A 22,317-nucleotide genomic window follows, 5' to 3' on the forward strand; every position below is an offset into this window, starting at 1 on the left:
AAAAGATGAGTTTATTAGAACATTTAAACTGGAGATACGCTACAAAAAAAATGAACGGACAACAGGTAGCTCAGGAGAAAGTAGATTACATAATCGAAGCAGCTCGCCTCGCTCCTACTTCTTCAGGCTTACAACCATACAAAATCATTGCGATCTCTGATCCGAAGCTGAAAGCAAAGATCCAGCCCATCGCCTATAATCAATCTCAGATTGTAGATGCTTCACATTTATTGATATTCGCTGCTTATGATGAGTATACAAAGCAACGTGTCGATGAAGTATTCACACAACAGGAAGTAGAGCGCGGATTACCTGCAGGATTTGCAGATGACTATAAAAATCAGTTATTCAGCTCTCTTTCAGCACGCGAACAACAGCAACAATTTGAGCATGCTGCACGTCAGGCCTATATCGGATTTGGTCTTGCTATTGCTGCTGCTGCTGAACAAAAGGTAGATGCGACTCCGATGGAAGGATTTGTCAATGAGCAACTGGATGATTTATTAGAACTGAAAAAATACGGTCTTAAATCTGTTACGATCTTAGCATTGGGATACCGTGATACTGAAAATGACTGGTTGGTAAATATGAAAAAAGTAAGAAAAGATGTGAAGGACTTTGTAATCAGCCTGGACTAATACTTACTTAAAATGACAGAATAAAGCCGTTCTTTGGTAAAAGAACGGCTTTATTCTTGTATAAATTCAGGAACTAAAATAGTTTGGCCTGATCTTTTAGATTTTATAATATTGCTCCCAGCCTTTTCTTGGGGGAGGTCCCGCTAGTAAGCTGTTAGCAACCTTATTATTTGTGATTTTTTTGCTTTTACGGTCAAATTCAAGTTTTGTACCTAATTTCTGTGCCAACACTCCTAAACAGAAGACCTGACTTAAAGGACCTGCAATGTCGAAGGAAGATCTTGTCTTTTCTTCGCCTTTACAACTGCGAATAAAATTAAGGAAATGATTGGACGGACTCTGTGGTACTTCCGGAAGTTTTCCGGCCATGGCCAAAGCCTGCTCTTCCGGTATAATAGACAGTGTACTACCATGTGATCCGCCTTTGAAAGTCAGATTTTTACTGTAGATAATCTTACCAGGATTAAGTTTAGCAGGTTCGATTTTACCCGTTGTCGGAGGCGGAATATTCGGATCTAATCCGGATACGCCATATCCTTCAGGTATTGGCGGCAGATTATTGATACCATCGTACCAGGTAATATCCAGAGCCGGCATATCTCCCCGCTTAGGAAAGCGGAAGGCAAGGGTAGTAGACATCGGGAAGAAAAAGTCATTATGACCGTCCAGATTAACAGGATTTATCTCATATGGTAATCCCAGATCCAGAAACTCATGTGCCGTATCCAATATATGTGCACCCCAGTCTCCCAAAGCGCCCATTCCAAAATCAAACCAGCATCTCCATTGCCCGTTGACAAAATCTTTATTAAAGTCATGCCCCTGAGTAGCCATCTGCCAGAGTTCCCAATCTAATGTCGCTGGTGTTGGCTCTTTGGGCGGAAATGATTTGATATTCGTATCCCAGGTATGCCAGCGTCTGGGAGCATTCATATGTGCGGTAATTGCCGTTACATCTTTAATAATTCCGGCTTCCTTCCAGGCTTTAAATTGAAAGTAATTCGCTTCCGAGTGTCCCTGATTCCCCATTTGTGTCACCACTTTATTGAACTTAGCAGCCTTTTTCATCATTAATTCTACTTCCTGAAAAGTTCTGGCCATTGGCTTCTCTACATACACATGCTTTCCAAGATCTATGGCCATCATGGTTATCGGAAAATGAGAAAAATCCGGAACTCCTATAGAGACCGCATCGATCTGATTGCTCATCTTATCAAACAATTGCCTGAAATCCTGAAACCGGGGTACATCCGGAAATTGCTGAAGGATTGGAAGCGTATGAGAAGCGCCCATATCAACATCACACAGTGCCACAATATTGACAAGTCCTGTCTTATAAAGATCCTGAATAATATCTGCACCTCTGTTTCCGATACCAATACAGGCAAGATTAATCCGTTCATTAGGTCGTGCTAACTTTACCGGTGCAGAAGCAGCCAGGAAAGACGGTAAAGCGATAGTAGCACCTGACAGCAGCAAACTATTGCGCAAAAATGTCCGTCTCGAAAAAGAGGTTGTATTTTTCATGATTTAAGATTACAAGTTTATAATTAAGAGTTTGTCCGGGATTACAGAGACAAAAATTAAATTTACTCCACTAAATTAATTGTTTTTTATTAATTCTATATAAAAATCCAAATAAAATTAACAATTTTATAACTCCAAAATAAACTTTTTAAAAGGCTTTACAACCCTAAACTATTATGACACACACAAAATTAAGTTCTATTTCAAAAATTCTGATGGCTACAGGATGTCTGCTTGCATCCGCCACATTTACAACACAGGCTCAGCAAACGAAAGCTACCCCCATTTTCGACGGTAAAACACTGGCTGGTTGGAAAACCGTAGGCGGTAAAGCTCCATATGTTGTAGAGAATGGTGTTATCGTGGGTACAATGACGAAAAAAACACCTAATTCATTTTTAGTGACTGAAAAAGAATATGGCGATTTCATACTTGAGCTTGAAGTCAAACTTGAAGGAGACAATACCAATTCGGGTATACAGATCAGAAGCCATATTGACCCGCAGGCTAATGATGGCCGCGGCCGTATGTATGGCAAACAGGTTGAAGTAGATCCGACAGCAAGAGCCTGGACCGGAGGTATCTATGATGAAGCACGAAGAGGCTGGCTATATCCCTTAGATCTAAATCAAAATGCAAAAAAAGCATTCCGTAAGAATGAGTATAATGCTATTCGTATTGAAGCTATCGGTGATGAAGTGAGAACCTGGGTAAATGGTATTCCCACAGCAGCTGTCATCGACACCATCGACCGGACTGGATATATAGGTCTGCAGGTACATAATATCGCAGATGCAGATGATGGCAAAAAAGTATATTTTAAAAATGTCCGGATTCAAACAGAAAATCTAAAATCTAAAGCATTTCCAAAAGATATTTATATTACAAACCTGCACCTCAATCAACTTTCGCAGGCAGAACAGCAAAACGGATATAAATTATTATTTGACGGTAAGAGTACAGCCGGATGGCACAGTGCAAGGGGTAAAGAATTTCCTTCAAAAGGCTGGGAGATCAAAAATGGTACTATCTCCGTACTGTCATCTACTGGTGGGGAGTCTACAAATGGAGGTGACATTGTTACTGATGCACAATATAAAGCCTTTGACCTCACTTTTCAGTTTAAGCTTTCTCCGGGAGCCAACAGCGGAGTTAAATATTTTGTCACTCTTAACGAACAGACCTCGGGTTCGGCTATTGGTTTAGAATATCAGGTGCTGGATGATAAAGAACATCCTGATGCTAAAATGGGAAAAAACGGAAACCGTACACTTGCTTCACTATATGACCTGATCACTTCCAAAAAGAATGCAAGAGCTGTAAAACCAATCGGAGAATGGAATACGGGACGCATCGTCGTTTACCCTGACAACCGGGTTGAACATTATCTCAACGGTGAACTTATGGTATCTTATGTGAGGGGCTCTAAAGAGTATCTGGATCTGGTGGCTGGCAGTAAATACAAAGACTGGAAAAATTTTGGTCAGGCGTCGCAGGGACATATCCTTTTACAGGATCATGGTGACAATGTCTCATTCCGCTCTATCAAAATCAAAGAGCTGAAGTAAAAAACATATACATTCAATCCTCCTGAGATAATCTCAGGGGGATTGAATATTCTTATTTATGCTGTGTCACAATAAGTGACTGATAGCAGTTGGAATTGGGTACTCTCATCAGAAGTATATTATCGATCTTCACTCCGCCTCCAAAGGTGAGACCTATACAGTAACTGTATATATCCTGTTGTTTGATTGCACCACCACTTTTGATCGTTACACCTGTACGCTCATTTTTACAAAAAAACTTATTTAAAATGTAGCTGTATCTCACATTGAAATCTCCGCCATCTGCAATAGCCTGTAACTGAGCTTTCAGATCATCTATTGCAACCTTCTGTACCTGATTTTCAGCGGCCAGACTATCCAGACTATCTGTTTTTGCTCCATCTATCACAAGTGTGTGGTAGGTATAAGAGAGCGTTTTATCGGATTTAACTTTTACACGGTATCTTCCGGGTTTGGAATAGGTATATAAAGCGACTTTGCCAATAACGTCCACCTTACCGCTTTCTCCAAACTGCCACTGGTAGATCTCTCCGGGACCGTCGACCTCCATTCTGACCTCTTTGAGAATAGTTCCTGCTGAAGGACCTGATATCTGCAGAGTGCTGTCTACGACTTTGGCGACAGAATCTTTTACCGTTACAAAAAACTGTTCATGGAGATTGTCATTCACAACCAGACGTACGACGTACGTTCCGGCTGATTTATATCTGTATTTACCATCCTGCTGGGTAGACACATCTCCATTTCCAAAGTCCCAGTGCCATTTTTGTGCACCTGCTGTATTATCAATATAAATCAAATCCTGATTGAGTGTCATATCCTGATTGAAGACCTTGGCTCTGATTTTTTTCTCAGGTTCCATAAAGATCTTCATTACAAATATCGTAAGCGACACCAATAGCACAGCACCTACTGCACTAATGATCAGGTAGCTCTTAATATTAAATTTGTCATCAGAAGATTCTTCTCTTGTCACTATCTTGCCTCCATCAGGTTATAATAAGCAATAATACGGCTTATCTGCGAATATTACAGGACCAAATCCGGGATCGGTGAATTTAGTCTTATATTAAAATAAATGAACAACGACCCGGACTGCATTCAGGGATTATTTGTATTCTATGGTTCCTCCCGCCAGTTTTTTCTCATTACGCTGAGCCGGATTACCGTATACGTGGATAATACCTCCGGCTCTGACTTGTGAATCAATAGTTTGCTTGACGTTTACTTCACATCTTCCTCCTCCATTGACAGTAACTTTTGCATTTTCCGACACCAGAGATCGTCCTTCATAATTGCCTCCGAATGTTAGCTGAATTTCCTGACGAGGTGCCTTTCCGCTCACCTGTACAGTACCGCCTTTACTTGCATTTACTTTGATTTCCTGCCCTGACACATTCAGACTTAATAAACCTCCTTCTGAAGCAGACACATTAAGAATATTACTGCTTAACACTTCCTCATCATTAGCCTTCAAAATTGCGCCCTTTTTCGCTGTCAATTCACTGATATTATTTCCATATACTTTGATATGTATCCCTTCTCCGTTCATCATATTCAGCGTATTCATTTTGAGACGTAATGTGCCGTTCTTCTGAATGACCTCTACTTCATTAGACGGATTTCCTGAAATAACGACCTTATATGTATTGCCAGGAATCAGTTCAACATTAATTTTATCCGTAACTTCTACTTTGGCAAAAGGGCCTACTTCTCTGGTTTGCGCCATACCAACTTTGGCCAACATAAACAAAAGGCCGATTGCAATTATTTTTTTCATCTGTCTGTAATTTAAATTTTGTAGAATAACGATATAAATGAATACTGCATTTGATATTATCCCGATACTTTACCTTACAGATAATACCCTGCATATAGTTCCATCTAAATACGTCTGAATATAGCAAATAGTACTCCAAAAAGCTTGTTTTGAGACAATTTTACGATAGGTAAACAGAAAAAAGGAGTATCCTTATCTTCCCAGAAGAGCCAGCTCTTCACTGGTATACATATTAGCTCCTTTTAAATAATTAAAGATCAACAACTTTACATCGTTATCTTTCATTTTATAGAGGTTATTCATAACAAAATCTTTGTCTGTCTCTATATTATCATGATAATTGAGGAACTTAGGGATATAAAACTGAATACATAAGCGGATAAAACGTAATTCTATATTCTGCGGATTTTTCTTAATTACATCTTCCAGTATTTTTCTTCCCCCTTTGAAATAACTCATTTTTTTGAAAGGATTGCCGGTATGATTGGCCATAAACATATGATATGCAGCATAATAACCCAGCTCTTCAGGAGATTTAGCATTCTTTTTCAAAACCTCCAGATGGCTCTTACAGAGTTCTTCATTTTTAACGCCTTTATTGAAATCTTTTCTCATCTGATCCAAATTCATTTTTTGGGCATATGCCGACTTTGCAATAATCAATAAAGCTATTAAAATGAGTTTGTGCATAATAGTTAGAGTTTACGTTATTAAATATGATATCATTTTCTGTGTAACGAATAATTTTACCAATATTAAGATATAGATATTTTCTAAAAGTTACGTCAGTATAAATGTTAAATTCAAATTTCGCGCCAATCAGGCTATAAAACCTTTATTTAATACAATCCTGGTATAAGAGATTCACAATCTCCTGTAACATCCGATTATATCCGGAGGTTTCGGACAGCCTGCATCCATTTGTAATAACGACAAAACCATATTTATGTTTCGGATCAAAGAACATTGTACTGTATAACCCGTACGCAGAACCTGTATGTCCCGTAAGATTTACATGAGGAATAAGTTTATCTGTACTCCAAAGCGCCAGACCGTAATTTTCATTATCACTTCGTTTGGTCTGCATCGCTATTGCACTTTTTTTGCTTATTATTTTTTTGCCGTTACCCCGACCGTAATTCATATGCATGATCATATACCTGGCAAGATCCACAGCTGAAATTTTCATACCACCTGTCGGTGAAAATACAGGTGTAGAATGTCCTAATGTATAGTTACGTATCTCTTCACTACGCGGATTATAGGCTGCACGCTGTGCTACAAAACTTCCGTTCTCGTAAGTGTATAAGGTGGCAAATCTGGAACGATCCAAAGAATCCACACAATAGCCCCCATACAGCTGCAACGGGTGCAAGACATGTTCTGCCACATACTGATCAAAGCGCTGACCTGTGACTTTTTCTATTATAGCACCAACCATATTAAAATTAAGATTGCAGTATTGGTAACCTTGCCCCGGCGCATAGTCGTTGTAACTATCAGACCAGTTTTTATTCTTTTGCGGATTGATTACATCCAAATCAAAATAACCGTTTTTATCATTGATACCTGATGTGTGTGACAGTAACATTTCCACTGTTATGACCTGCTCAGGAAATTTTGGATTGCGTACTGGGAAACCGATCAATTGACTGCAATCATCTTTCAGTGATAACCGGCCCTCCTCAATCAGCTGCATAACAGAAGTAGCGGAGAATGATTTTGAGATAGAAGCGATTCTGAACAATGTGGAGTCATTGAGTAACTGCCGCATGTCCTGATCCTGATAACCGTAATTGTTGGTAAATACAATCTTACTGTCTTTCACCACAACTGCAGCCACCCCTACTGCCTGATATTTTTCAGCAATCTCCTGTATGGACTTTGCCGTTCGGGAATGCTGGGCGTGAATACCTGTTGAAGAAAATATAAAAAGCAGGGAGAATATAATTTTTTGGATATCAGACATGGTGTTAAGGCTATAATCTCATCTAATTTACATATTTTTATATATCTGATCCATTTTATGCTAACCATAGGCTGAAAATATGTTAAACTCTGATACCTACTCCTATCCGGATAAATTCACGGATATCCTTCTTAAAACACGTAATTCCGGCTTTAACATGGCCAGTGATATCCATACAGGCTCCTTATTGAAAACGCTTTCTGCTTCAAAGCCGAATGCCCGTTTTTTAGAGCTGGGTACCGGTACGGGTCTTTCGACTTCCTGGCTATTGTCGGGCATGGATGAAAGCTCGACTTTACTGTCTGTGGATCATGATCCGGCTTTTCTGACTATCGCGCAGGAATATCTGTCTTCAGATCCTCGTCTTACACTGGTACAGCAGGACGCAGGAGAATGGCTGCTTGAAAATAAGGAATTAAAATTTGATTTTATTTTTGCGGATACCTGGCATGGTAAGTTTCTGGAACTGTCTACATGTCTGGATATGCTGGACAGAGGGGGCATTTATTTTATAGATGACCTTTTACCGCAGCCCAACTGGCCGGAGGGACATGATCAAAAAGTTCGTAATCTTATTCGAGATCTGGATATCCGGGCTGATCTCTGCCTTACACGTCTGCACTGGTCTACAGGTGTAATCGTTGCTGTCAAAAGATAAAAAGCAGTAACAGTAATGCAAAAAACATTACCGTTACTGCTTTTTTGATTTTACGAAAGATGTTCTTTTTCCGCTTGTTCTTTCTCGCTTTTTTTCTCTTTTTTATCTTCAAAACCAGAGTCAAACACGACATCCCATACTGCTGAACTTACTCCGAATCCTTTTTCAGGATCCTGATAATGGTGCAACATGTGGTGTTGTTTGATACGTTTCATTATACCACTTTTAAAATTGGCATGGTGCATAGCATAGTGAGATTCGTCATAGATAAGGTAGCCAATCATAAAACCAGCAAAAAACGCAGCCAGTATAAATTCGTTACTAAAAAACAAACTAAACATAAAATATACCAGTGTGGCCAATGGAATACTCGCTGACAGCGGCATTACCAGACGAAGACGGTCCTTGGGATAATCGTGATGAATGCCATGAAAGATCCAGTGAACACGTTTTAAAAATTTTCCTTTAGGATGATAATGAAAGACCCAGCGATGCAAGGCATACTCAAAAATAGTCCAGAAAGCGAGACCGAAAACAAAATATCCGATATACATCCATACACTCATTTCACCCGGGCCCATAGCCTTCCATGAAAAATATATGATGACCGGAAGATAAAATATAATCGGTACAGAATAGTGAACCTTAGTCAACGATTCTAAAAAATCACTTTTAAACATTCGCGTGGATTCCGTAGAATTTGATATGTAATTTCTCTTTGCCATTTCCTTTTGATAAGAATCTAACCACTAAAACTTGAACAACAAAGCTACAATTCTGACTTTATAATGAAAATCATCAAAAAGTCAGATTGTGTACTTAATCTGCAAATATAAAGATTTATTTAAAATAAATCATTGAAGTGTCTCGTATTTAGCAATTATATAATAGAAAATCGAAATTAAATAACTTTCCGAAATCGAAATTATGATAAGCTAAAGAACAATATGCAGCTACAGGTAAACCATCAGGTTTAAACGTACTATTTATTGGTTAGGAAGAATCAGCTACACCATCTGCAGCAGCCATTTGATCAGGAAACCTGTTCCTATTGCCATTACAAAGCTAGCTAATGTACCAACCAATACATACTCAGTAAATTTTTTATCTTTTGCATTAGCTAAATCCCCAAATCTAAAAATCGACTTAGCAGCTAATAAAAAGCCTATGCCTTCTAAAAAATTGATATTTATAAAAAACACGATCAGAAGACGTTCCAGTACCCCTATGATCCAGCCTGCATCAATCAGTGAATCCTGTCGCTGGGCATTGACCTCGTCAGATTGATTCCACTTGCTAAAAAAGACACGAAGGACAATTGGAGAGACAAAAGCGGTCAACAGCAAACCCACAACCAGTATCAGTGCATGTACAGACCATACGGAAGCTACTAAACTTTCCGGAATGCCATAGTGGCATCCCATAACGGAGGCAAGCACCATTAAATGAAGTGTCTGATCAATGCTGAACAGTAATAGAGGGCTGCCTGTCATTTTGCGTTCCAGGGAAACTTTAAGACTGTCAATGGCCAGATGAGACAAAACAATCACAGCTATTGCCGGCCACCAATTTTGTAAATCTCTGACGAAAAACAGACATAACAATGCAGCATGAACACATACATGATAAAAAATAAAACGGATGTGATGCGCTCTTCCCTCTACCCATTTTTTTGGTTGGAAGACAAAATCACCCAATATGTGAGCGATCAGTAAGATCAGTCCTGTATATAACATTTTTTTACGATTTGTTCCGTACAATAATCAATGACGCGTTTTATTTTAGAATATCCGGCTTTGTTAAGCTCTGTACTTACCTGACTTTGATATTTGCGGTTCAACACTGCTGCCAGCTCATGCTGATTCATATCCGGATGCTTAAGACTTACAGCAACTGCTTCCGCCATATTCTCTGTCCATCTTCCTGCAATTTCCATGCTTAGTTGCAACATCAACTCTAACCCTTCATCCAGATCGGGCCAGGGGCTCCTGATGGCTACAGTATCCTTCTTTAGCGCATCAAATCGTTCACCAGCGTGTAAAAAAGCCTCACCTGCTGATGTCCTCACATGTGCATCCTGATAGTCGATAGTTCCGATACCTATAGTCATCCGTACATCCAGATTTTTCAGACTCTTTATCTTTGCTTTAATATAAAAAAGATGATTTATAGCCTGCTGTAATTCTACTTCTGACTGAAAGCTGTCTCCTCTGTAAATATCATACCGGCTGCTGATCTGCTTTAAAGTTTCATCCAATACAGGCATCCATACAGCTGCATCCACTTTTCTTGAATTTATCAAATCTCCCGTTATTACTGCTATTAACTTCTTGTTTTTCATAATATTACAAAGACTATCAACAAATATAGTGATAATTATAATTATCACTATATATAATGATTATTTTATTTTCAAAACAAATCATTAGGATATTTGATTTTAATTAAAGACATTTGCATACTTTGAAAAAATACATGTTATAACACTTATTTAATATTAATGATCATGAAAAAACTATTTCCGCTTATCATTGCTTTATTTGGGGCAATGAATGTTACAGTCGCTCAGGTAAAATGGGCTGTAGATCCTGCACACACTAATGTACGTTTTACCGTTGAACATTTGGGCATCAGCTTTGTTGACGGAGAATTTAATTCTTTTGAAGGCTCAGTCGACGCGCCTACAAAAACTGGATTTGAAAATGCAAAGGTCGATTTCAAAATCAATGTAAACAGTATCGATACACGTATCGAAGCCAGAGACAAACATTTGAAATCTGATGATTTCTTCAATGCAGAGAAGTATCCTGTAATTACATTGAAATCTGTATCCCTAAAGAAAGACAAAGCCGGTAAGTTAAAATTAGAAGCTGATCTTACAATTCGTGATGTGACTAAACGCGTTATTTTTGATGTAAAACAAAATGGTCAGAACATTACAGATCCATGGGGTAAAACACGCGCAGGTTTTACGGCTACTACAAAAATAAACCGTCTGGATTACGGGATCAGATACAATGACAAACTGCCTTCTGGAGTAGCTGCTGTAGGTTCGGATGTAACAATCACGGTCAATACCGAACTGGTACAGCAATAATCCTTTCTGACTCTTATTATAAAAGGTCTTTACTTCTGACGGGTAAAGACTTTTTTTGTTCACGGGCACTTTACATAGAAAGTATCTTTTATGCCTGAAACTATTTGCTGCAATGGTCACCGTTTGTGGACAAAATTTAATATTTTTATAGGAAACGTCGATATTATGAGCCCTAAAACGAATTACTCCAAAAGGCTTCAGGCCTCTAAAAATTTCAAGATCAGCGATCATGCTACTGATATTTCAGAAGAAATAAGTGTAGATGAAGCGACAGCCCGATTAAAGGATGTACGCAAAAAGCTCAGCAAACTACAGGATGTCATGTATGCGCATGATAAATATAATGTATTGGTATGTCTGCAAGGTATGGATACTGCTGGTAAAGACAGTCTGATAAGGGAAGTCTTTGCCAAATTCAATGTAAGAGGTGTGGATGTACAAAGTTTCAAGACTCCTTCGGAAAAAGAACATCAGCATGATTACCTGTGGAGACATTATATCGCGTTACCCGAAAAAGGGAAATTCGGGGTATTTAACCGGACGCATTATGAAAATGTACTGGTGACACGCGTGCACCCCTCCTATTTATTGAGTGAGAATCTTCCTGACATCCGGGAAGAAAAAGATGTAACGAATGAGCTGTGGGAAAAACGTTATGAGCAAATCACTAACTTTGAAAATCATCTTATTGAGAATGGGACTATCCTTTTCAAATTTTTTCTGAATCTGAGCAAGGATGAGCAGAAAAACCGACTTTTGAGGAGACTGGAGAAAGAAAAACACCAGTGGAAATTCTCACCCGGTGATCTTTCAGAACGTCAGCTCTGGGACAAGTATATGGAATATTATGAAGAGGCAATACAGCATACTTCCAAAAAGAAAACACCCTGGTATATTATTCCGTCCGATTGTAAAGAGACAGCGCGTTATCTGGTCGCACAGATTATGCTGGAAGTATTAGAGCAATATACTGATATCAAATACCCGGAATTAAGTGAAGAAATCCAGGGCCATATAAAGAAATACAAGAATCAACTCGAAAATGAGTAAATATAGAGAAAGACAAATGACAGGAGCTGTTGACTACAACATTCCTGTCATTAATCCTCCGTCCAGCTGAATGGCTGTACCTGTCAGATAAGCGGCATGATCTGACGCTAAAAAAGCGACCAGTGAGGCATATTCTTCGGGCTTACCCAAACGCTTCATTGGAATAGCATCTACTCTTTTGGCTTTCACTTCTTCAAAACTTAACTGCATCTTCCCGGCCTGTATTTCCATAAGACTATTTAACCTATCGGTATCAAAATAACCTGTCAAAACCGTATTCACTGTAATTTGATGAGCAGCAACTGCCCTGGAAAGTGATTTGCTCCAGCTTACCAGCGCCGTACGCATCGTATTGGAAAGTACAAGTGTATCCTGCGGCTCCTTCACAGTCATGGAAGACACATTGATAATACGGCCAAACTGATTCGTTTCCATATGAGGTAATGCATGAAGTGTGGTATACACTGTATACTGAAATAACAAGTCAAAAGCCTGCTGATAATCTTCCGCTGCTTTTTCCCTAATTCCACCTGCAGAGGGGCCGTTTGTATTATTGACCAGAATATCTACCTTTTTGCCTGAAAAGAATGCGGCAATCCTATCTTTCGCCTGCTCAAACAAACTGAAATCCACAACAAGGTGATCATGTTGTTGCCCATGTGTCGTATCCAGTATATCCTGTACCGCTTTTAATTTTTCTTCATTTCGGGCTACAAGAATTACATGAGCACCACAATCTGCCAATGCGATTGCAATTGCTTTACCAATACCGGAGGTGCTTCCCCCTACCATAGCCGTTTTTCCAATCAGTGATATTTTCATAGTGATTCTTTTCTAAATATTATTGTGCAATAAAAACAGGAATTTTGACAGCATGCCGCAGCTTATTTACAGTCTCTCCGAATACAAAATCCTTTACTCCCGTATGTCCGTGACTTCCTACAATAAGCAGATCGCTATCATGCGCCAGACAAATATCTGCAATAGCTTTCACCCGATTATTATACCCTAATTCATATTCAACAGCATATCCTTTTTCTTTAAAGAACCCGACGTATTTCATCAGGCGTTCCAGATCTTTACGGGATTCATAGTCTCCGGATTCTCCTCCTGTATATTTCACAGATGCACTTTCTACAATATGTACCAATACAAAACGGGTATTTTTATCGGACAACTGCAGGGCATATTCCACTACTTTGGTATCTGAAAAGGAGAAATCCAGAGCAACCACAATATGATGAAAAGGATTAACCTCACTAAATACGAGTTCCTCAAACGGAGGATGTACTTCTACTGTTGTAGGTCTGCGTTTATGCCATATCGGATAGAAGAATGTCATCAGTAATAATAAGGCTAATCCTATACTTCCGGAAATAAGGGCGATGGTCCACCAGATATTATCCAGTTCTTCAATCCATCCTTTTACTTCTTCATAGACCAGCTGAAAATTAAGGACAGCTATAATTATTGCAATGGTCCACGCCATTATCCGTACATAAGGTTTGATTACGAATTCGCCCATCTTTTTCCGGTCACTCACAAAATGAATCAGCGGTACGACTGCAAACGCCAGCTGCATACTTAATAATACCTGACTAAAGATCAGCAGTGATCCGACCTGTCCTTCTCCTGCGATGAGAATAACAAGCACGGCCGGTACAATAGCCAGCAATCGCGTGATAATGCGTCTGAGCACAGGACTGATCCGCAGCCGAAGATACCCTTCCATTACAATCTGTCCGGCAAGTGTACCGGTCACGGTAGAACTCTGCCCTGCCAGAATAAGTGCAACTGCAAATAATTTGGACGCCCACTCTGTCCCTAATGTTGTTCCCAGAAGATGGTAGGCATCTTCCAGATCTGCTACCTGATGCATCCCGTTTTTATGGAATACCGCAGCTGCCAGGATCAGTATTGCGGCATTAACGAAGAAAGCCAGATTAAGCGCAATAGCGCTATCGAAAAAATTGTACTTTAATGCTTTCTTTATTGACAGGCTGTCCCTGGGTATCTTGCGTGTCTGGACAAGTGCCGAATGCAGATAGAGGTTATGAGGCATTACTGTGGCTCCGATAATACCTATACTGATATATAGTGCTGCACTATTGGGAATACTGGGTATAAATCCTTTGGCGACTTCCGTAAAATCCGGTTTGGCGAAGAACATTTCGACCATAAAACACATCCCGATCATGGATATCAATCCGATAATAAAGAGTTCCATCTTGCGCATCCCCAGTTTCTGTAGATACAGCAGCAGAAAGGTATCTGCAAAACTGATCAATACTCCCCATAGCAAATCGATACCAAAAAGTAAATTTAGCCCTATTGCCATCCCCAGCACTTCCGCCAGATCACAGGCTGCAATTGCGATTTCGGCCAGTACGTAAAGGGCAAAATTCATTCTTTTGGGATAAGTCTCCCGATTACACTGTGCCAGATCCTTTCCACGAACGATTCCCAGTCTTGCACACAGACTCTGGAGCAATAAGGCCATGATATTACTCATCAGTAAGACCCAGATCAGTGCATACCCGAACTGGCTTCCTCCGGCCAGATCTGTAGCCCAGTTTCCGGGATCCATATATCCGACACTGATCAGATAAGCCGGACCGAAAAAACTAAGAACTCTTTTCCATTTGGTTTTGCCTTTTGTCACATCCACACTTTCGTGGATATCGGCTAAAGATTTATGTTGCGGATCATCATGCATATTGTCACCATACTGCCTTATTGAAGGTTATGTTGTAAATATAAAAATTTAACAATACAACTGATAACAGAAGATAACAAAATGAACAGGCTCATATTTTGAAATAAGAGCCTGTCATTTATTTAATCATTTTTTGGATATCCTTCTTCATCGAGATCATCTCTCAGGTCTTCAGCTGTACGTGAGAGCTCCTGATCTTTGCGGGATACTCTGAGATGTTCCGCATCAGTCTCATGCATACCTTCCTTTTCCCAATCGTCTGCTTCCAGGTCATCTTCATCTGCATATTCATCCCCGACAAAGGGATTGGAGTCATCATAGGTAGAATCATCATCTTCCGCCCCTTCTGCCAGTGTATCATAGTCCGCAGGATGATCATAATCCGGATCGTCATCATCAACATCCAGCTCGTAACTGTCCTTTTCTGTATTATAACTCAGGTTATCAGCCAGATTATCTTTTTCTTCGTCTGTTTTACCTTGCTTATTGTTATCCTCATTATTGATCATAGTCTTATCTCCTTTGTATAAAAAGATAACAAAATGATTAGCCAAATGGTTTTTCAGATCAGGATAATAATGGATCCGTTACTGTTTCTTTCCCGGATTCAATACGTCCGGCCATATGCCGTTCAAAGTTTTTATAATCAGGCAACGTGAGTTTCAGATCGTACCAGCTTCCGGATGAAGACAGATCCAGAGCAATCTGAACTTCGGTCTTACCTTTGATCTCTCTGTCTATATTTACATCCTTATAATTTTTGGATACCAGATGTACACGTAAAGGATTATTCCCCAGGTTTTCGATCAGCACTACGGCATTGCCTGTAGCTGATTTAGTCATACTTTTCTGCTCCGGAACGATCCTGACCAGCAATTGCGGATCAGAGGCTTCACCGGAGAATGATCTGTAAAAGCCATTTGGTCCGTGTACACGTAGTGCATATTTATTGTCTTCGAATGAAGCCACTGGCCATTGATAATCCAGACGGTCGCCGGCTTTTACAGCAAAATTCCAGTTTCGGCAGATTTCAGGTTCCTCTCCTTTGCGCTGTATATATTTTCCGGGTGCATATACGGTAAGCGGCACACCTGCTGTACGTGTACCGAAAATTGCAGTAGAAACTTCCATATGCATCGTTAACTGTCCGTCGGCGACTTTTCCGAATACGTCAAACTGATATGGAAGAGCTGCAGATCTTCGCTGTCCTTTCTCCTGAAGACGGTTAAATTTACTGATGGTATGTTTTTGCTGAACTGCTTTGATTTCGGCTTTTGTCAATTCCTCAAACCCTGAAGGATCCTCTTTAAACTGTGCATTGTAGATATTCTCAATGTATTGGTTTCTGTTTAGAAACGGAAGCTGATCTTTCGCTGATTCGAAAGGCGTAAATGCAGATGTCAGGTCACCACATATGGTTCTTCTCCATGCACTGATATTATCCAGGTGGATGGACTTATTGTATTTGGCGTTAATGAACTTTTCAAGGAACTGCAGTGAAGAGGTATGATCAAATACCTGCGAGCAGACCTTACCTCCCCGGCTCCACGGGGAGACAATATACATCGGCACTCTAAATCCTAATCCTACTGGTGCTTCCCTGGCTTGTTTTTTAGGAATTCCCTGTTTCAGTTCATTTTCCAGACGTACATATTCAATTTCTGTATCTATTCCCGCAGAGCATTTCCCGGTTTCAGGTTTATTGTTATCCGGAATTGAAAAAGGCGGAATATGATCGTAATATCCGTCATTCTCATCGTAGGTGATAATAAAAATAGTTTTCTTCCAGACTTCGGGATTTTGGGTCAGAATATCCAGCACTTCGGATACATACCAGGCTCCGTACCAGGGTGCACTGGGATGATCAGAAAAATTCTGCGGCCCAGCCAGCCAGGAGACTGCCGGCAGTTTACCGGCTGTAACATCTGCCCTGAACCGATGCAGGATATCTCCTTTTGGCACTTCTACCTCCCGCAGTTTTCCATTTTCATTAAAGGTTAGCTTTTCTAATGAACGAAAGTCTGCATCTTCCTTATTCGTGACAAATGCACGCTGATTAAGGGATTTTTCAAATGCGCTTAGCTTGTTGTACTGCTCAGCACTATACATTTTTAACTCTTCTTCAGCTTTATTTAAAGCCTCCTGCTTGTTCTTCAGACTTTCTCTTATCCGTGCAGATTCTTCCGAAGAAGAAGGACTGGCCTCTTCCAGTTTTCCTATTTCGCCCGGTAACTTCTCCACCTGCTTCCTTAAATTATCAAGATAAGAATCCTTAAATTTGACTCGGTATGCTTCAAAAAATTCTAAAAGGTTACAACCAAAATTAGATAACCACGAGCGTTCTTTTCCTACAAAACCTCCCCCACAACTTGTTTCGTTCTGATAAAATTTCCATGCTACTTTATTTTCTTCCAATAGCTCCGGAAATGTTTTCCATGTATGCTTGCCGTAAGCATAATCATCATTGCGGATATTTACTTTTTGCATACCATCAAGCTCCTGTGTAATCTTTCCGGTCCAGAAAAAAGAACGGTTTGGAGTGGTACTGGTCATGCCTGAACAGAAATTCTGATCACAGACTGTAAATGCATCGGCTAGTGAATAATGAAAAGGAAGGTCTTCGCGGGAATAATACCCCAGTGTCAGCGGCATATCCGCATACTTCTTATTTCCGGATCTTTTTGATGTCAGCCACTGGTCATACTTACCACCGTTAAAGGCATCTACCTGACTGGCTCTGGAATGTGGCAGGGAACCTATCCAGGTCACTTTGCTCCCCATAAGATTCAACCGAAACGGTGCATAGGTCTTTCCTAAGTGATCTGTCTGAAACCAGACCGGATTCTGATCAGGAAGTGTTACCACCCGCGGATCATTGAACCCGCGAACACCTGAAAGACTTCCAAGTGTATGATCAAAAGATCGGTTTTCCTGCATGAGAATGACTACATGTTCTGCATCCAGATACGTGCTGCCGGGATCCGGATCAATTGCAAGTGCTCGTTGAATAGATGCGGGCATAACGGTTGCAAGACCTGCTGCTCCCGAGAAAAGGATAGACTTTCGGATAAATTCTCTTCTGCTTTCCATAGAAGGTAATAAGTTGATGTATTAAAAGGTAGCATAAATCTACATATATTTTAAAAGAACATTAGGCCGGACTTTGTAATAGTTGTGTGACTGATTTTGACGTTTTTATCACAATGTGCTCTTCTAAAAATTCTATCTTTGCCCCATGAGTCAATATGCTGTAATTTTTGATATGGATGGTGTCATTTGTCACACAAATCCATATCATGCTAAAGCCTTCGAGGCATTTTTTAACAAATATAATATCGAAAGCAGCGAACAGGAATTTCAGGATCATATGTATGGCAAACATAACAGCTATATTATGAGCTATTTCTTCAAAAGGCCTGTAGAAGGAGAAGAACTTCTGCGTCTTGAATTTGAAAAGGAAGATATGTTCAGACAGATTTATAAGTCTGAGATTACGCCGATAGCACGATTTCCTGAATTTCTGGATGAACTGAAACAGGAAGGTTTCAAAACTGCTGTAGCAACTTCGGCTCCTAAAGCCAATCTGGATCTTATCGTAGAAGGTTTGCAATTCGGCCCTAAGATGGAATCTATGCTCTCCAGTGAAAATGTCACAAAGCACAAGCCTGATCCACAGGTATATCTGTTAACGGCTGAAAGATTAGGGGTATATCCATCACAATGTCTGGTGTTTGAGGATTCCTATTCCGGTATTTCTGCAGCTTTGAATGCAGGTATGAAAGTAGTCGGCGTATTGAGTTCACATACACGGGAACAGTTGCCTCCTTGTGATGCATACATCTCTGATTATACCGAAATAACAGCTCAGAAAGTAAAAGAGCTGATCAACAGCTGATATGCAGGAAGCTTTTGATCTGCTGCACTCTCCGTATCATTGGGTATTGTACTTCTTTTGTGCGATGCTCATCGGAATGTCCAAGACAGGTGTACAGAATATAGGTACACTTGCTGTACCCCTGTTTGCTTTTTTGTTCGGAGCCCGCTATTCTACGGGAATTGTCCTCATCTTACTTTGTATGGCCGATCTGATTGCGGTGATCTACTACAGAAAGCAATTCCGCTGGTCGGAGATCAAAGGAATGTTGCCTGCTGCTTTTGTAGGGTTATTGGGTGGTCTGTTTCTGGCCAATAATATGGATGACCAGTTATTCCGCGTATTAATGGGCATATGTATCCTGAGTGGTGTAGGTATTATGATCTGGATGGAAAAGAGTAAATCGGTCTCAACTGTGGCAGAAAAGAGCTGGTACGCCCCGCTGTTTGGATTTATTGCGGGATTTTCAACCATGATCGGAAATGCTGCAGGGCCAGCCTTATCGGTATATCTGCTGTCCCGCAAATTACCTAAATACGCATTTGTCGCTACCGGCGCCTGGTTTATTATGATATTAAACTATACCAAGATTCCCTTGCAATTATTTGTGTGGCACAATCTTTCCTGGGCAGGGATTATTCTGAACGTGTTCGCTATTCCTTTTATTCTATTAGGCGGCTATCTGGGTATCCGTATTATAAAAGTAATTCCGGAAAAACAATTCCGGATACTGGCCATGGCTTTAGTAGCTGTTTCTGCCCTGCTGCTGATCATATTGTAAATTATACTTATATTTACCTATAATTAAAAAAAACCTAATATCATGATTTTAATAGCCGTGTTGTTGCCCTGGCTTTCTTTTTTTCTGAGAGGAAAGATCTTTTCAGGTATATTATGCCTGATACTGCAATGTACATTGATCGGTTGGCTACCCGCAGCAATCTGGGCAGTAGCTTCGCGTGTAGATGGTAAAAATGAAGCACGAATGCGCTCTATGCAACGTAATTTTAACAGAACCAATCGTTGATAACTTTGATTTGGAACGCTATCCGGGTTTGACCATATATGCAGCAGCAAACCCGGATAGTGAATCTGTAATAACTATTTTTCATTCAGGCAGCCTAGAGCTTCAGACACTTCAAAGCTCCTTTATGCGTATCAGGGTATCAGGATTTCAGCTGTGCTATCTTATCTGCAATACGCTCTTGGTAATACTTGAATTCTTCTTTCTGTTGCCTGATAAAACTATTGTTTTCCAAAGCTCCCACTACTTTGTCCATTTCCTCTTTAGAATCATAAACCATCATCCGGAATGAATTCTGATAATCCTTAGCCCGTGTCTGATAAATCTCCTCCGTGATCCATTGTTTGATTTCCAACGCTTCTTCAAATAAAACAATCAAATGTTCCTTTGTGATCTCAGAAACTTTCAGATTGTTCAGTTCGGCCAATGCTGACACTGCATGTATGGTTTTATCCTGCTGATATTGGTCGCTTTGTGCAAAGTAATAGGCATGGACTTCATCCCAGGAGTTGAGCTGATCTGTTTTGAGCTGATGGATCAGTTCCTTATATCTGGATGCCGGAATCAATTGTCCCCCGATATTTACCCAGTCTTCTCTTTCCCATGATACTTCCTGCTGAAGCAGCTGAAGTGTATGTTCCATCTGATCACTGTACCCCGCTAATGCCGAGGCTCCGTAATAGCGGATCAGTCTTTTGAACAGCTTATACCCCTGTCTTACTTTCATAAGCTGAACCTTTCGTTTGGAATTTTCAAAATGATCCAGCAAAATATCCAGATGACTGATATCTTCGTCTGACTCTAAGATTTCCGCCCCCCGCAGTATCGCTTCCTGATCAGCTAATATTTCAGCAGAATAATACGCTTTTGCTACAGCTGTTTTCATGATCTGCAAGGACTCGAAAAGTTCATTGATGGTGTCAGGTGCCAGAATATCGTATTCATAATATTGTTTCTTTTCTGATCGCTTATCTCTGGCTTCATATTTACTGGGATTGCGTGCCAAGGCATACATATTATGTAAAAACCAGTATCCGGGCACAATAATAAGACGATCTTCTGTGGTATGGTTACTCACCAGTGAGAATGGGATACGGATATCCATCTCATACAGAAAGTCTCCCTTTACAATAAGGGTATAAGATGCAAAACGGGAATTGTGTTTAAGACTCACGCACAGTCCGGGCCAGAATCCTCTTCCGGCAACAATCTCTCCGTCCGGTGAACGGGAATTGTGATTGGAACCTACTGTGGCGCCTGCCGCCATATTACTTTGTCCCATAATCAGAGATGCACAGAGGAACGAATTGTTGTGATGCTGTTCATGAGCCGGAAAGATCAGGGAATTCAACACTTCACAACAGGAGATTGTGGAATTTTCACCTAAAAATGAATTGATGAGCCTGGCACCGTATTTTAACTGGGAATGTGCCGCCAGAATAAACCGTACTGCTTTGACACCATAGAAAATCCTGCAGCCCTCTCCGATAATTCCGTTGACCAGCTCACAGCCCTCTCCGATCTGTGTAGGTGCGGTCTCCGAAGAATGAATGGTAACATTTTTTAATTTATTGACTCCTTTGATGTACGCCTGCCCGCCAATTCTGACGTCTTTAATAACCTGACAGTTTTTGATAACTGTACCGGTATCAATTGTACTGTATGTACCCCTTTTGGAAGTATGGCGTGCATTGGTCATTTGCTCCAGTTTGGACTGAAAGATTTCATCATCCCTGTGACGTGTCCACAAGTAGGCATCACTCAACAGCATTCCGTCAAACGGCCATACTTTACGCCCGCCGTTTTCATTGCGAAGTTCTAATGCGACGCGTACATCAGGAGACTCCCCGGCACGTAGAATACCATTGCCAAACTTTGCTTTTGAACTGGTTTGCATTTCATCGATATTGGAAAGGATCACCTCATCTGCAATAATGAAATAAGACATATAGGAAACTTCATGAATGGCTACATGATTACCAATATCACAACTGACTATGGTAGAATGATAGATTCCTGTGGGCAGACGCAATTCCCGATAATCCAGATAAATCGGTTCCATATCTCCGATACGATTCAGTCCGTAGAATCTGCATCCGCGAATCTGTTCCGGAATAAAGTGATCCGTGACCAGGATATTGGACCATTCATCAGCGGTATTACCATTGCTTCGTAGTATTTGGATCTGCTCTTGCGTCAGATGACGAAACCTGTCACTCTGTGGCAATTGTTCATAACGTAATTCATATTCGTCCTGTCCGGGTGCCAGATATTCGGCTTTGATAAATTGTTTTCCCAGGTTGGAAAGCTTACCTTTTTGTATTTTATTCATATAGAAGGAAAAATAAAATCAACAAAAGCGTCCGGAATACTTATCCGGACACTTTCGCTTCTATTCACAGGGTAGTTATAGTCG

Annotated in this window: 21 protein-coding genes; 8 read left to right on the top strand and 13 right to left on the bottom strand. The window is 40.3% G+C overall.

The annotated features are described in order from the left end of the window. Positions 1-5: 5 nt before the first annotated feature. Positions 6-638 (top strand): nitroreductase family protein, encoded by a 633-nt coding sequence (locus HMPREF0766_RS20100; protein ID WP_003001508.1) that lies wholly within the window; start codon positions 6-8, stop codon positions 636-638. A 96-nt stretch (positions 639-734) separates the two neighbouring features. On the opposite strand, the gene HMPREF0766_RS20105 is transcribed toward HMPREF0766_RS20100, so the two are convergent. Then, the gene (locus tag HMPREF0766_RS20105) at positions 735-2,165 is read right to left on the bottom strand and encodes a Gfo/Idh/MocA family oxidoreductase (RefSeq protein WP_003001510.1); all 1,431 of its coding nucleotides are present in this window, start codon (positions 2,163-2,165) and stop codon (positions 735-737) included. A 176-nt stretch (positions 2,166-2,341) separates the two neighbouring features. On the opposite strand from HMPREF0766_RS20105, the gene HMPREF0766_RS20110 reads away from it, so the two are divergent. Then, entirely contained in the window at positions 2,342-3,733 is a 1,392-nt protein-coding gene (locus HMPREF0766_RS20110) for a 3-keto-disaccharide hydrolase (protein WP_003001512.1), read from the top strand. Between the two features lie 52 nt (positions 3,734-3,785). Here HMPREF0766_RS20110 and HMPREF0766_RS20115 read toward each other — a convergent pair whose 3' ends face one another. From HMPREF0766_RS20115 to HMPREF0766_RS20130, 4 genes are all read right to left on the bottom strand, one after another. Beyond that, complete coding sequence (locus HMPREF0766_RS20115) at positions 3,786-4,709, bottom strand: PKD domain-containing protein (protein ID WP_003001515.1); 924 nt, start codon at positions 4,707-4,709, stop codon at positions 3,786-3,788. A 132-nt stretch (positions 4,710-4,841) separates the two neighbouring features. After that, a complete protein-coding gene (locus HMPREF0766_RS20120; protein WP_003001518.1) occupies positions 4,842-5,513 on the bottom strand; it encodes a head GIN domain-containing protein in 672 nt (223 codons plus the stop codon). 192 nt (positions 5,514-5,705) lie between these two features. After that, positions 5,706-6,203: a hypothetical protein gene (locus tag HMPREF0766_RS20125; RefSeq protein WP_003001521.1), complete on the bottom strand. Its 498-nt coding sequence runs from the start codon at positions 6,201-6,203 to the stop codon at positions 5,706-5,708. A gap of 145 nt (positions 6,204-6,348) precedes the next feature. Continuing rightward, positions 6,349-7,482 (bottom strand): serine hydrolase domain-containing protein, encoded by a 1,134-nt coding sequence (locus tag HMPREF0766_RS20130; RefSeq protein ID WP_003001524.1) that lies wholly within the window; start codon positions 7,480-7,482, stop codon positions 6,349-6,351. A gap of 79 nt (positions 7,483-7,561) precedes the next feature. Here HMPREF0766_RS20130 and HMPREF0766_RS20135 point away from each other — a divergent pair, with 79 nt between their 5' ends. Then, entirely contained in the window at positions 7,562-8,140 is a 579-nt protein-coding gene (locus HMPREF0766_RS20135; protein WP_003001527.1) for an O-methyltransferase, read from the top strand. Between the two features lie 50 nt (positions 8,141-8,190). On the opposite strand, the gene HMPREF0766_RS20140 is transcribed toward HMPREF0766_RS20135, so the two are convergent. From HMPREF0766_RS20140 to HMPREF0766_RS20150, 3 genes are all read right to left on the bottom strand, one after another. Continuing rightward, positions 8,191-8,865, bottom strand: coding sequence for a sterol desaturase family protein (locus tag HMPREF0766_RS20140; protein ID WP_236590449.1), 675 nt, complete (start codon positions 8,863-8,865; stop codon positions 8,191-8,193). Positions 8,866-9,147: 282 nt separating this feature from the next. Then, positions 9,148-9,876 (bottom strand): DUF3307 domain-containing protein, encoded by a 729-nt coding sequence (locus tag HMPREF0766_RS20145; protein WP_003001533.1) that lies wholly within the window; start codon positions 9,874-9,876, stop codon positions 9,148-9,150. After that, positions 9,858-10,481: a hypothetical protein gene (locus HMPREF0766_RS20150; RefSeq protein WP_003001537.1), complete on the bottom strand. Its 624-nt coding sequence runs from the start codon at positions 10,479-10,481 to the stop codon at positions 9,858-9,860. The genes HMPREF0766_RS20145 and HMPREF0766_RS20150 overlap by 19 nt, the downstream gene beginning before the upstream one ends. 165 nt (positions 10,482-10,646) lie before the next feature. Here HMPREF0766_RS20150 and HMPREF0766_RS20155 point away from each other — a divergent pair, with 165 nt between their 5' ends. Together HMPREF0766_RS20155 and HMPREF0766_RS20160 are read left to right on the top strand one after the other, a co-directional pair. Beyond that, on the top strand, positions 10,647-11,237 hold the full coding sequence (locus HMPREF0766_RS20155) for a YceI family protein (protein WP_037461006.1): 591 nt from the start codon (positions 10,647-10,649) through the stop codon (positions 11,235-11,237). Positions 11,238-11,402: 165 nt separating this feature from the next. Next, a complete protein-coding gene (locus HMPREF0766_RS20160) occupies positions 11,403-12,287 on the top strand; it encodes a PPK2 family polyphosphate kinase (RefSeq protein ID WP_037461008.1) in 885 nt (294 codons plus the stop codon). Between the two features lie 33 nt (positions 12,288-12,320). On the opposite strand, the gene HMPREF0766_RS20165 is transcribed toward HMPREF0766_RS20160, so the two are convergent. The 4 genes from HMPREF0766_RS20165 to HMPREF0766_RS20180 all read right to left on the bottom strand — a co-directional run bounded on the left by HMPREF0766_RS20165 (position 12,321) and on the right by HMPREF0766_RS20180 (position 18,093). Then, positions 12,321-13,109, bottom strand: a complete 789-nt coding sequence (locus HMPREF0766_RS20165) for an SDR family oxidoreductase (RefSeq protein WP_003001549.1) — start codon at positions 13,107-13,109, stop codon at positions 12,321-12,323. A gap of 19 nt (positions 13,110-13,128) precedes the next feature. After that, positions 13,129-15,003, bottom strand: a complete 1,875-nt coding sequence (locus tag HMPREF0766_RS20170) for an Nramp family divalent metal transporter (protein ID WP_003001552.1) — start codon at positions 15,001-15,003, stop codon at positions 13,129-13,131. A 122-nt stretch (positions 15,004-15,125) separates the two neighbouring features. After that, complete coding sequence (locus HMPREF0766_RS20175) at positions 15,126-15,512, bottom strand: hypothetical protein (protein WP_037460963.1); 387 nt, start codon at positions 15,510-15,512, stop codon at positions 15,126-15,128. A gap of 58 nt (positions 15,513-15,570) precedes the next feature. Then, positions 15,571-18,093, bottom strand: a complete 2,523-nt coding sequence (locus HMPREF0766_RS20180) for a phosphocholine-specific phospholipase C (RefSeq protein WP_003001558.1) — start codon at positions 18,091-18,093, stop codon at positions 15,571-15,573. Positions 18,094-18,238: 145 nt separating this feature from the next. On the opposite strand from HMPREF0766_RS20180, the gene HMPREF0766_RS20185 reads away from it, so the two are divergent. The 3 genes from HMPREF0766_RS20185 to HMPREF0766_RS20195 are packed head-to-tail and all read left to right on the top strand — an operon-like array spanning position 18,239 to position 19,904. After that, positions 18,239-18,898: an HAD family hydrolase gene (locus HMPREF0766_RS20185; protein ID WP_003001560.1), complete on the top strand. Its 660-nt coding sequence runs from the start codon at positions 18,239-18,241 to the stop codon at positions 18,896-18,898. A gap of 1 nt (position 18,899) precedes the next feature. Then, a complete protein-coding gene (locus tag HMPREF0766_RS20190; protein WP_003001562.1) occupies positions 18,900-19,658 on the top strand; it encodes a sulfite exporter TauE/SafE family protein in 759 nt (252 codons plus the stop codon). A 42-nt stretch (positions 19,659-19,700) separates the two neighbouring features. Next, entirely contained in the window at positions 19,701-19,904 is a 204-nt protein-coding gene (locus HMPREF0766_RS20195) for a YqaE/Pmp3 family membrane protein (protein WP_003001564.1), read from the top strand. Between the two features lie 139 nt (positions 19,905-20,043). On the opposite strand, the gene HMPREF0766_RS20200 is transcribed toward HMPREF0766_RS20195, so the two are convergent. Next, the gene (locus HMPREF0766_RS20200) at positions 20,044-22,233 is read right to left on the bottom strand and encodes a DUF4954 family protein (protein ID WP_003001566.1); all 2,190 of its coding nucleotides are present in this window, start codon (positions 22,231-22,233) and stop codon (positions 20,044-20,046) included. Positions 22,234-22,317: the final 84 nt, after the last annotated feature.

The sequence above is a fragment of the Sphingobacterium spiritivorum ATCC 33861 genome (assembly GCF_000143765.1).
GTDB classification, from domain to species: Bacteria; Bacteroidota; Bacteroidia; order Sphingobacteriales; family Sphingobacteriaceae; genus Sphingobacterium; species Sphingobacterium spiritivorum.

Coding starts and splice junctions, on each gene's coding strand:
- HMPREF0766_RS20100 (WP_003001508.1), top strand. CDS start 6: ATGAGTTTATTAGAACATTTAAACTGGAGATACGCTACAAAAAAAATG.
- HMPREF0766_RS20105 (WP_003001510.1), bottom strand. CDS start 2,165: ATGAAAAATACAACCTCTTTTTCGAGACGGACATTTTTGCGCAATAGT.
- HMPREF0766_RS20110 (WP_003001512.1), top strand. CDS start 2,342: ATGACACACACAAAATTAAGTTCTATTTCAAAAATTCTGATGGCTACA.
- HMPREF0766_RS20120 (WP_003001518.1), bottom strand. CDS start 5,513: ATGAAAAAAATAATTGCAATCGGCCTTTTGTTTATGTTGGCCAAAGTT.
- HMPREF0766_RS20125 (WP_003001521.1), bottom strand. CDS start 6,203: ATGCACAAACTCATTTTAATAGCTTTATTGATTATTGCAAAGTCGGCA.
- HMPREF0766_RS20130 (WP_003001524.1), bottom strand. CDS start 7,482: ATGTCTGATATCCAAAAAATTATATTCTCCCTGCTTTTTATATTTTCT.
- HMPREF0766_RS20135 (WP_003001527.1), top strand. CDS start 7,562: ATGTTAAACTCTGATACCTACTCCTATCCGGATAAATTCACGGATATC.
- HMPREF0766_RS20140 (WP_236590449.1), bottom strand. CDS start 8,865: ATGGCAAAGAGAAATTACATATCAAATTCTACGGAATCCACGCGAATG.
- HMPREF0766_RS20145 (WP_003001533.1), bottom strand. CDS start 9,876: ATGTTATATACAGGACTGATCTTACTGATCGCTCACATATTGGGTGAT.
- HMPREF0766_RS20150 (WP_003001537.1), bottom strand. CDS start 10,481: ATGAAAAACAAGAAGTTAATAGCAGTAATAACGGGAGATTTGATAAAT.
- HMPREF0766_RS20155 (WP_037461006.1), top strand. CDS start 10,647: ATGAAAAAACTATTTCCGCTTATCATTGCTTTATTTGGGGCAATGAAT.
- HMPREF0766_RS20160 (WP_037461008.1), top strand. CDS start 11,403: ATGAGCCCTAAAACGAATTACTCCAAAAGGCTTCAGGCCTCTAAAAAT.
- HMPREF0766_RS20165 (WP_003001549.1), bottom strand. CDS start 13,109: ATGAAAATATCACTGATTGGAAAAACGGCTATGGTAGGGGGAAGCACC.
- HMPREF0766_RS20170 (WP_003001552.1), bottom strand. CDS start 15,003: ATGCATGATGATCCGCAACATAAATCTTTAGCCGATATCCACGAAAGT.
- HMPREF0766_RS20175 (WP_037460963.1), bottom strand. CDS start 15,512: ATGATCAATAATGAGGATAACAATAAGCAAGGTAAAACAGACGAAGAA.
- HMPREF0766_RS20180 (WP_003001558.1), bottom strand. CDS start 18,093: ATGGAAAGCAGAAGAGAATTTATCCGAAAGTCTATCCTTTTCTCGGGA.
- HMPREF0766_RS20185 (WP_003001560.1), top strand. CDS start 18,239: ATGAGTCAATATGCTGTAATTTTTGATATGGATGGTGTCATTTGTCAC.
- HMPREF0766_RS20190 (WP_003001562.1), top strand. CDS start 18,900: ATGCAGGAAGCTTTTGATCTGCTGCACTCTCCGTATCATTGGGTATTG.
- HMPREF0766_RS20195 (WP_003001564.1), top strand. CDS start 19,701: ATGATTTTAATAGCCGTGTTGTTGCCCTGGCTTTCTTTTTTTCTGAGA.
- HMPREF0766_RS20200 (WP_003001566.1), bottom strand. CDS start 22,233: ATGAATAAAATACAAAAAGGTAAGCTTTCCAACCTGGGAAAACAATTT.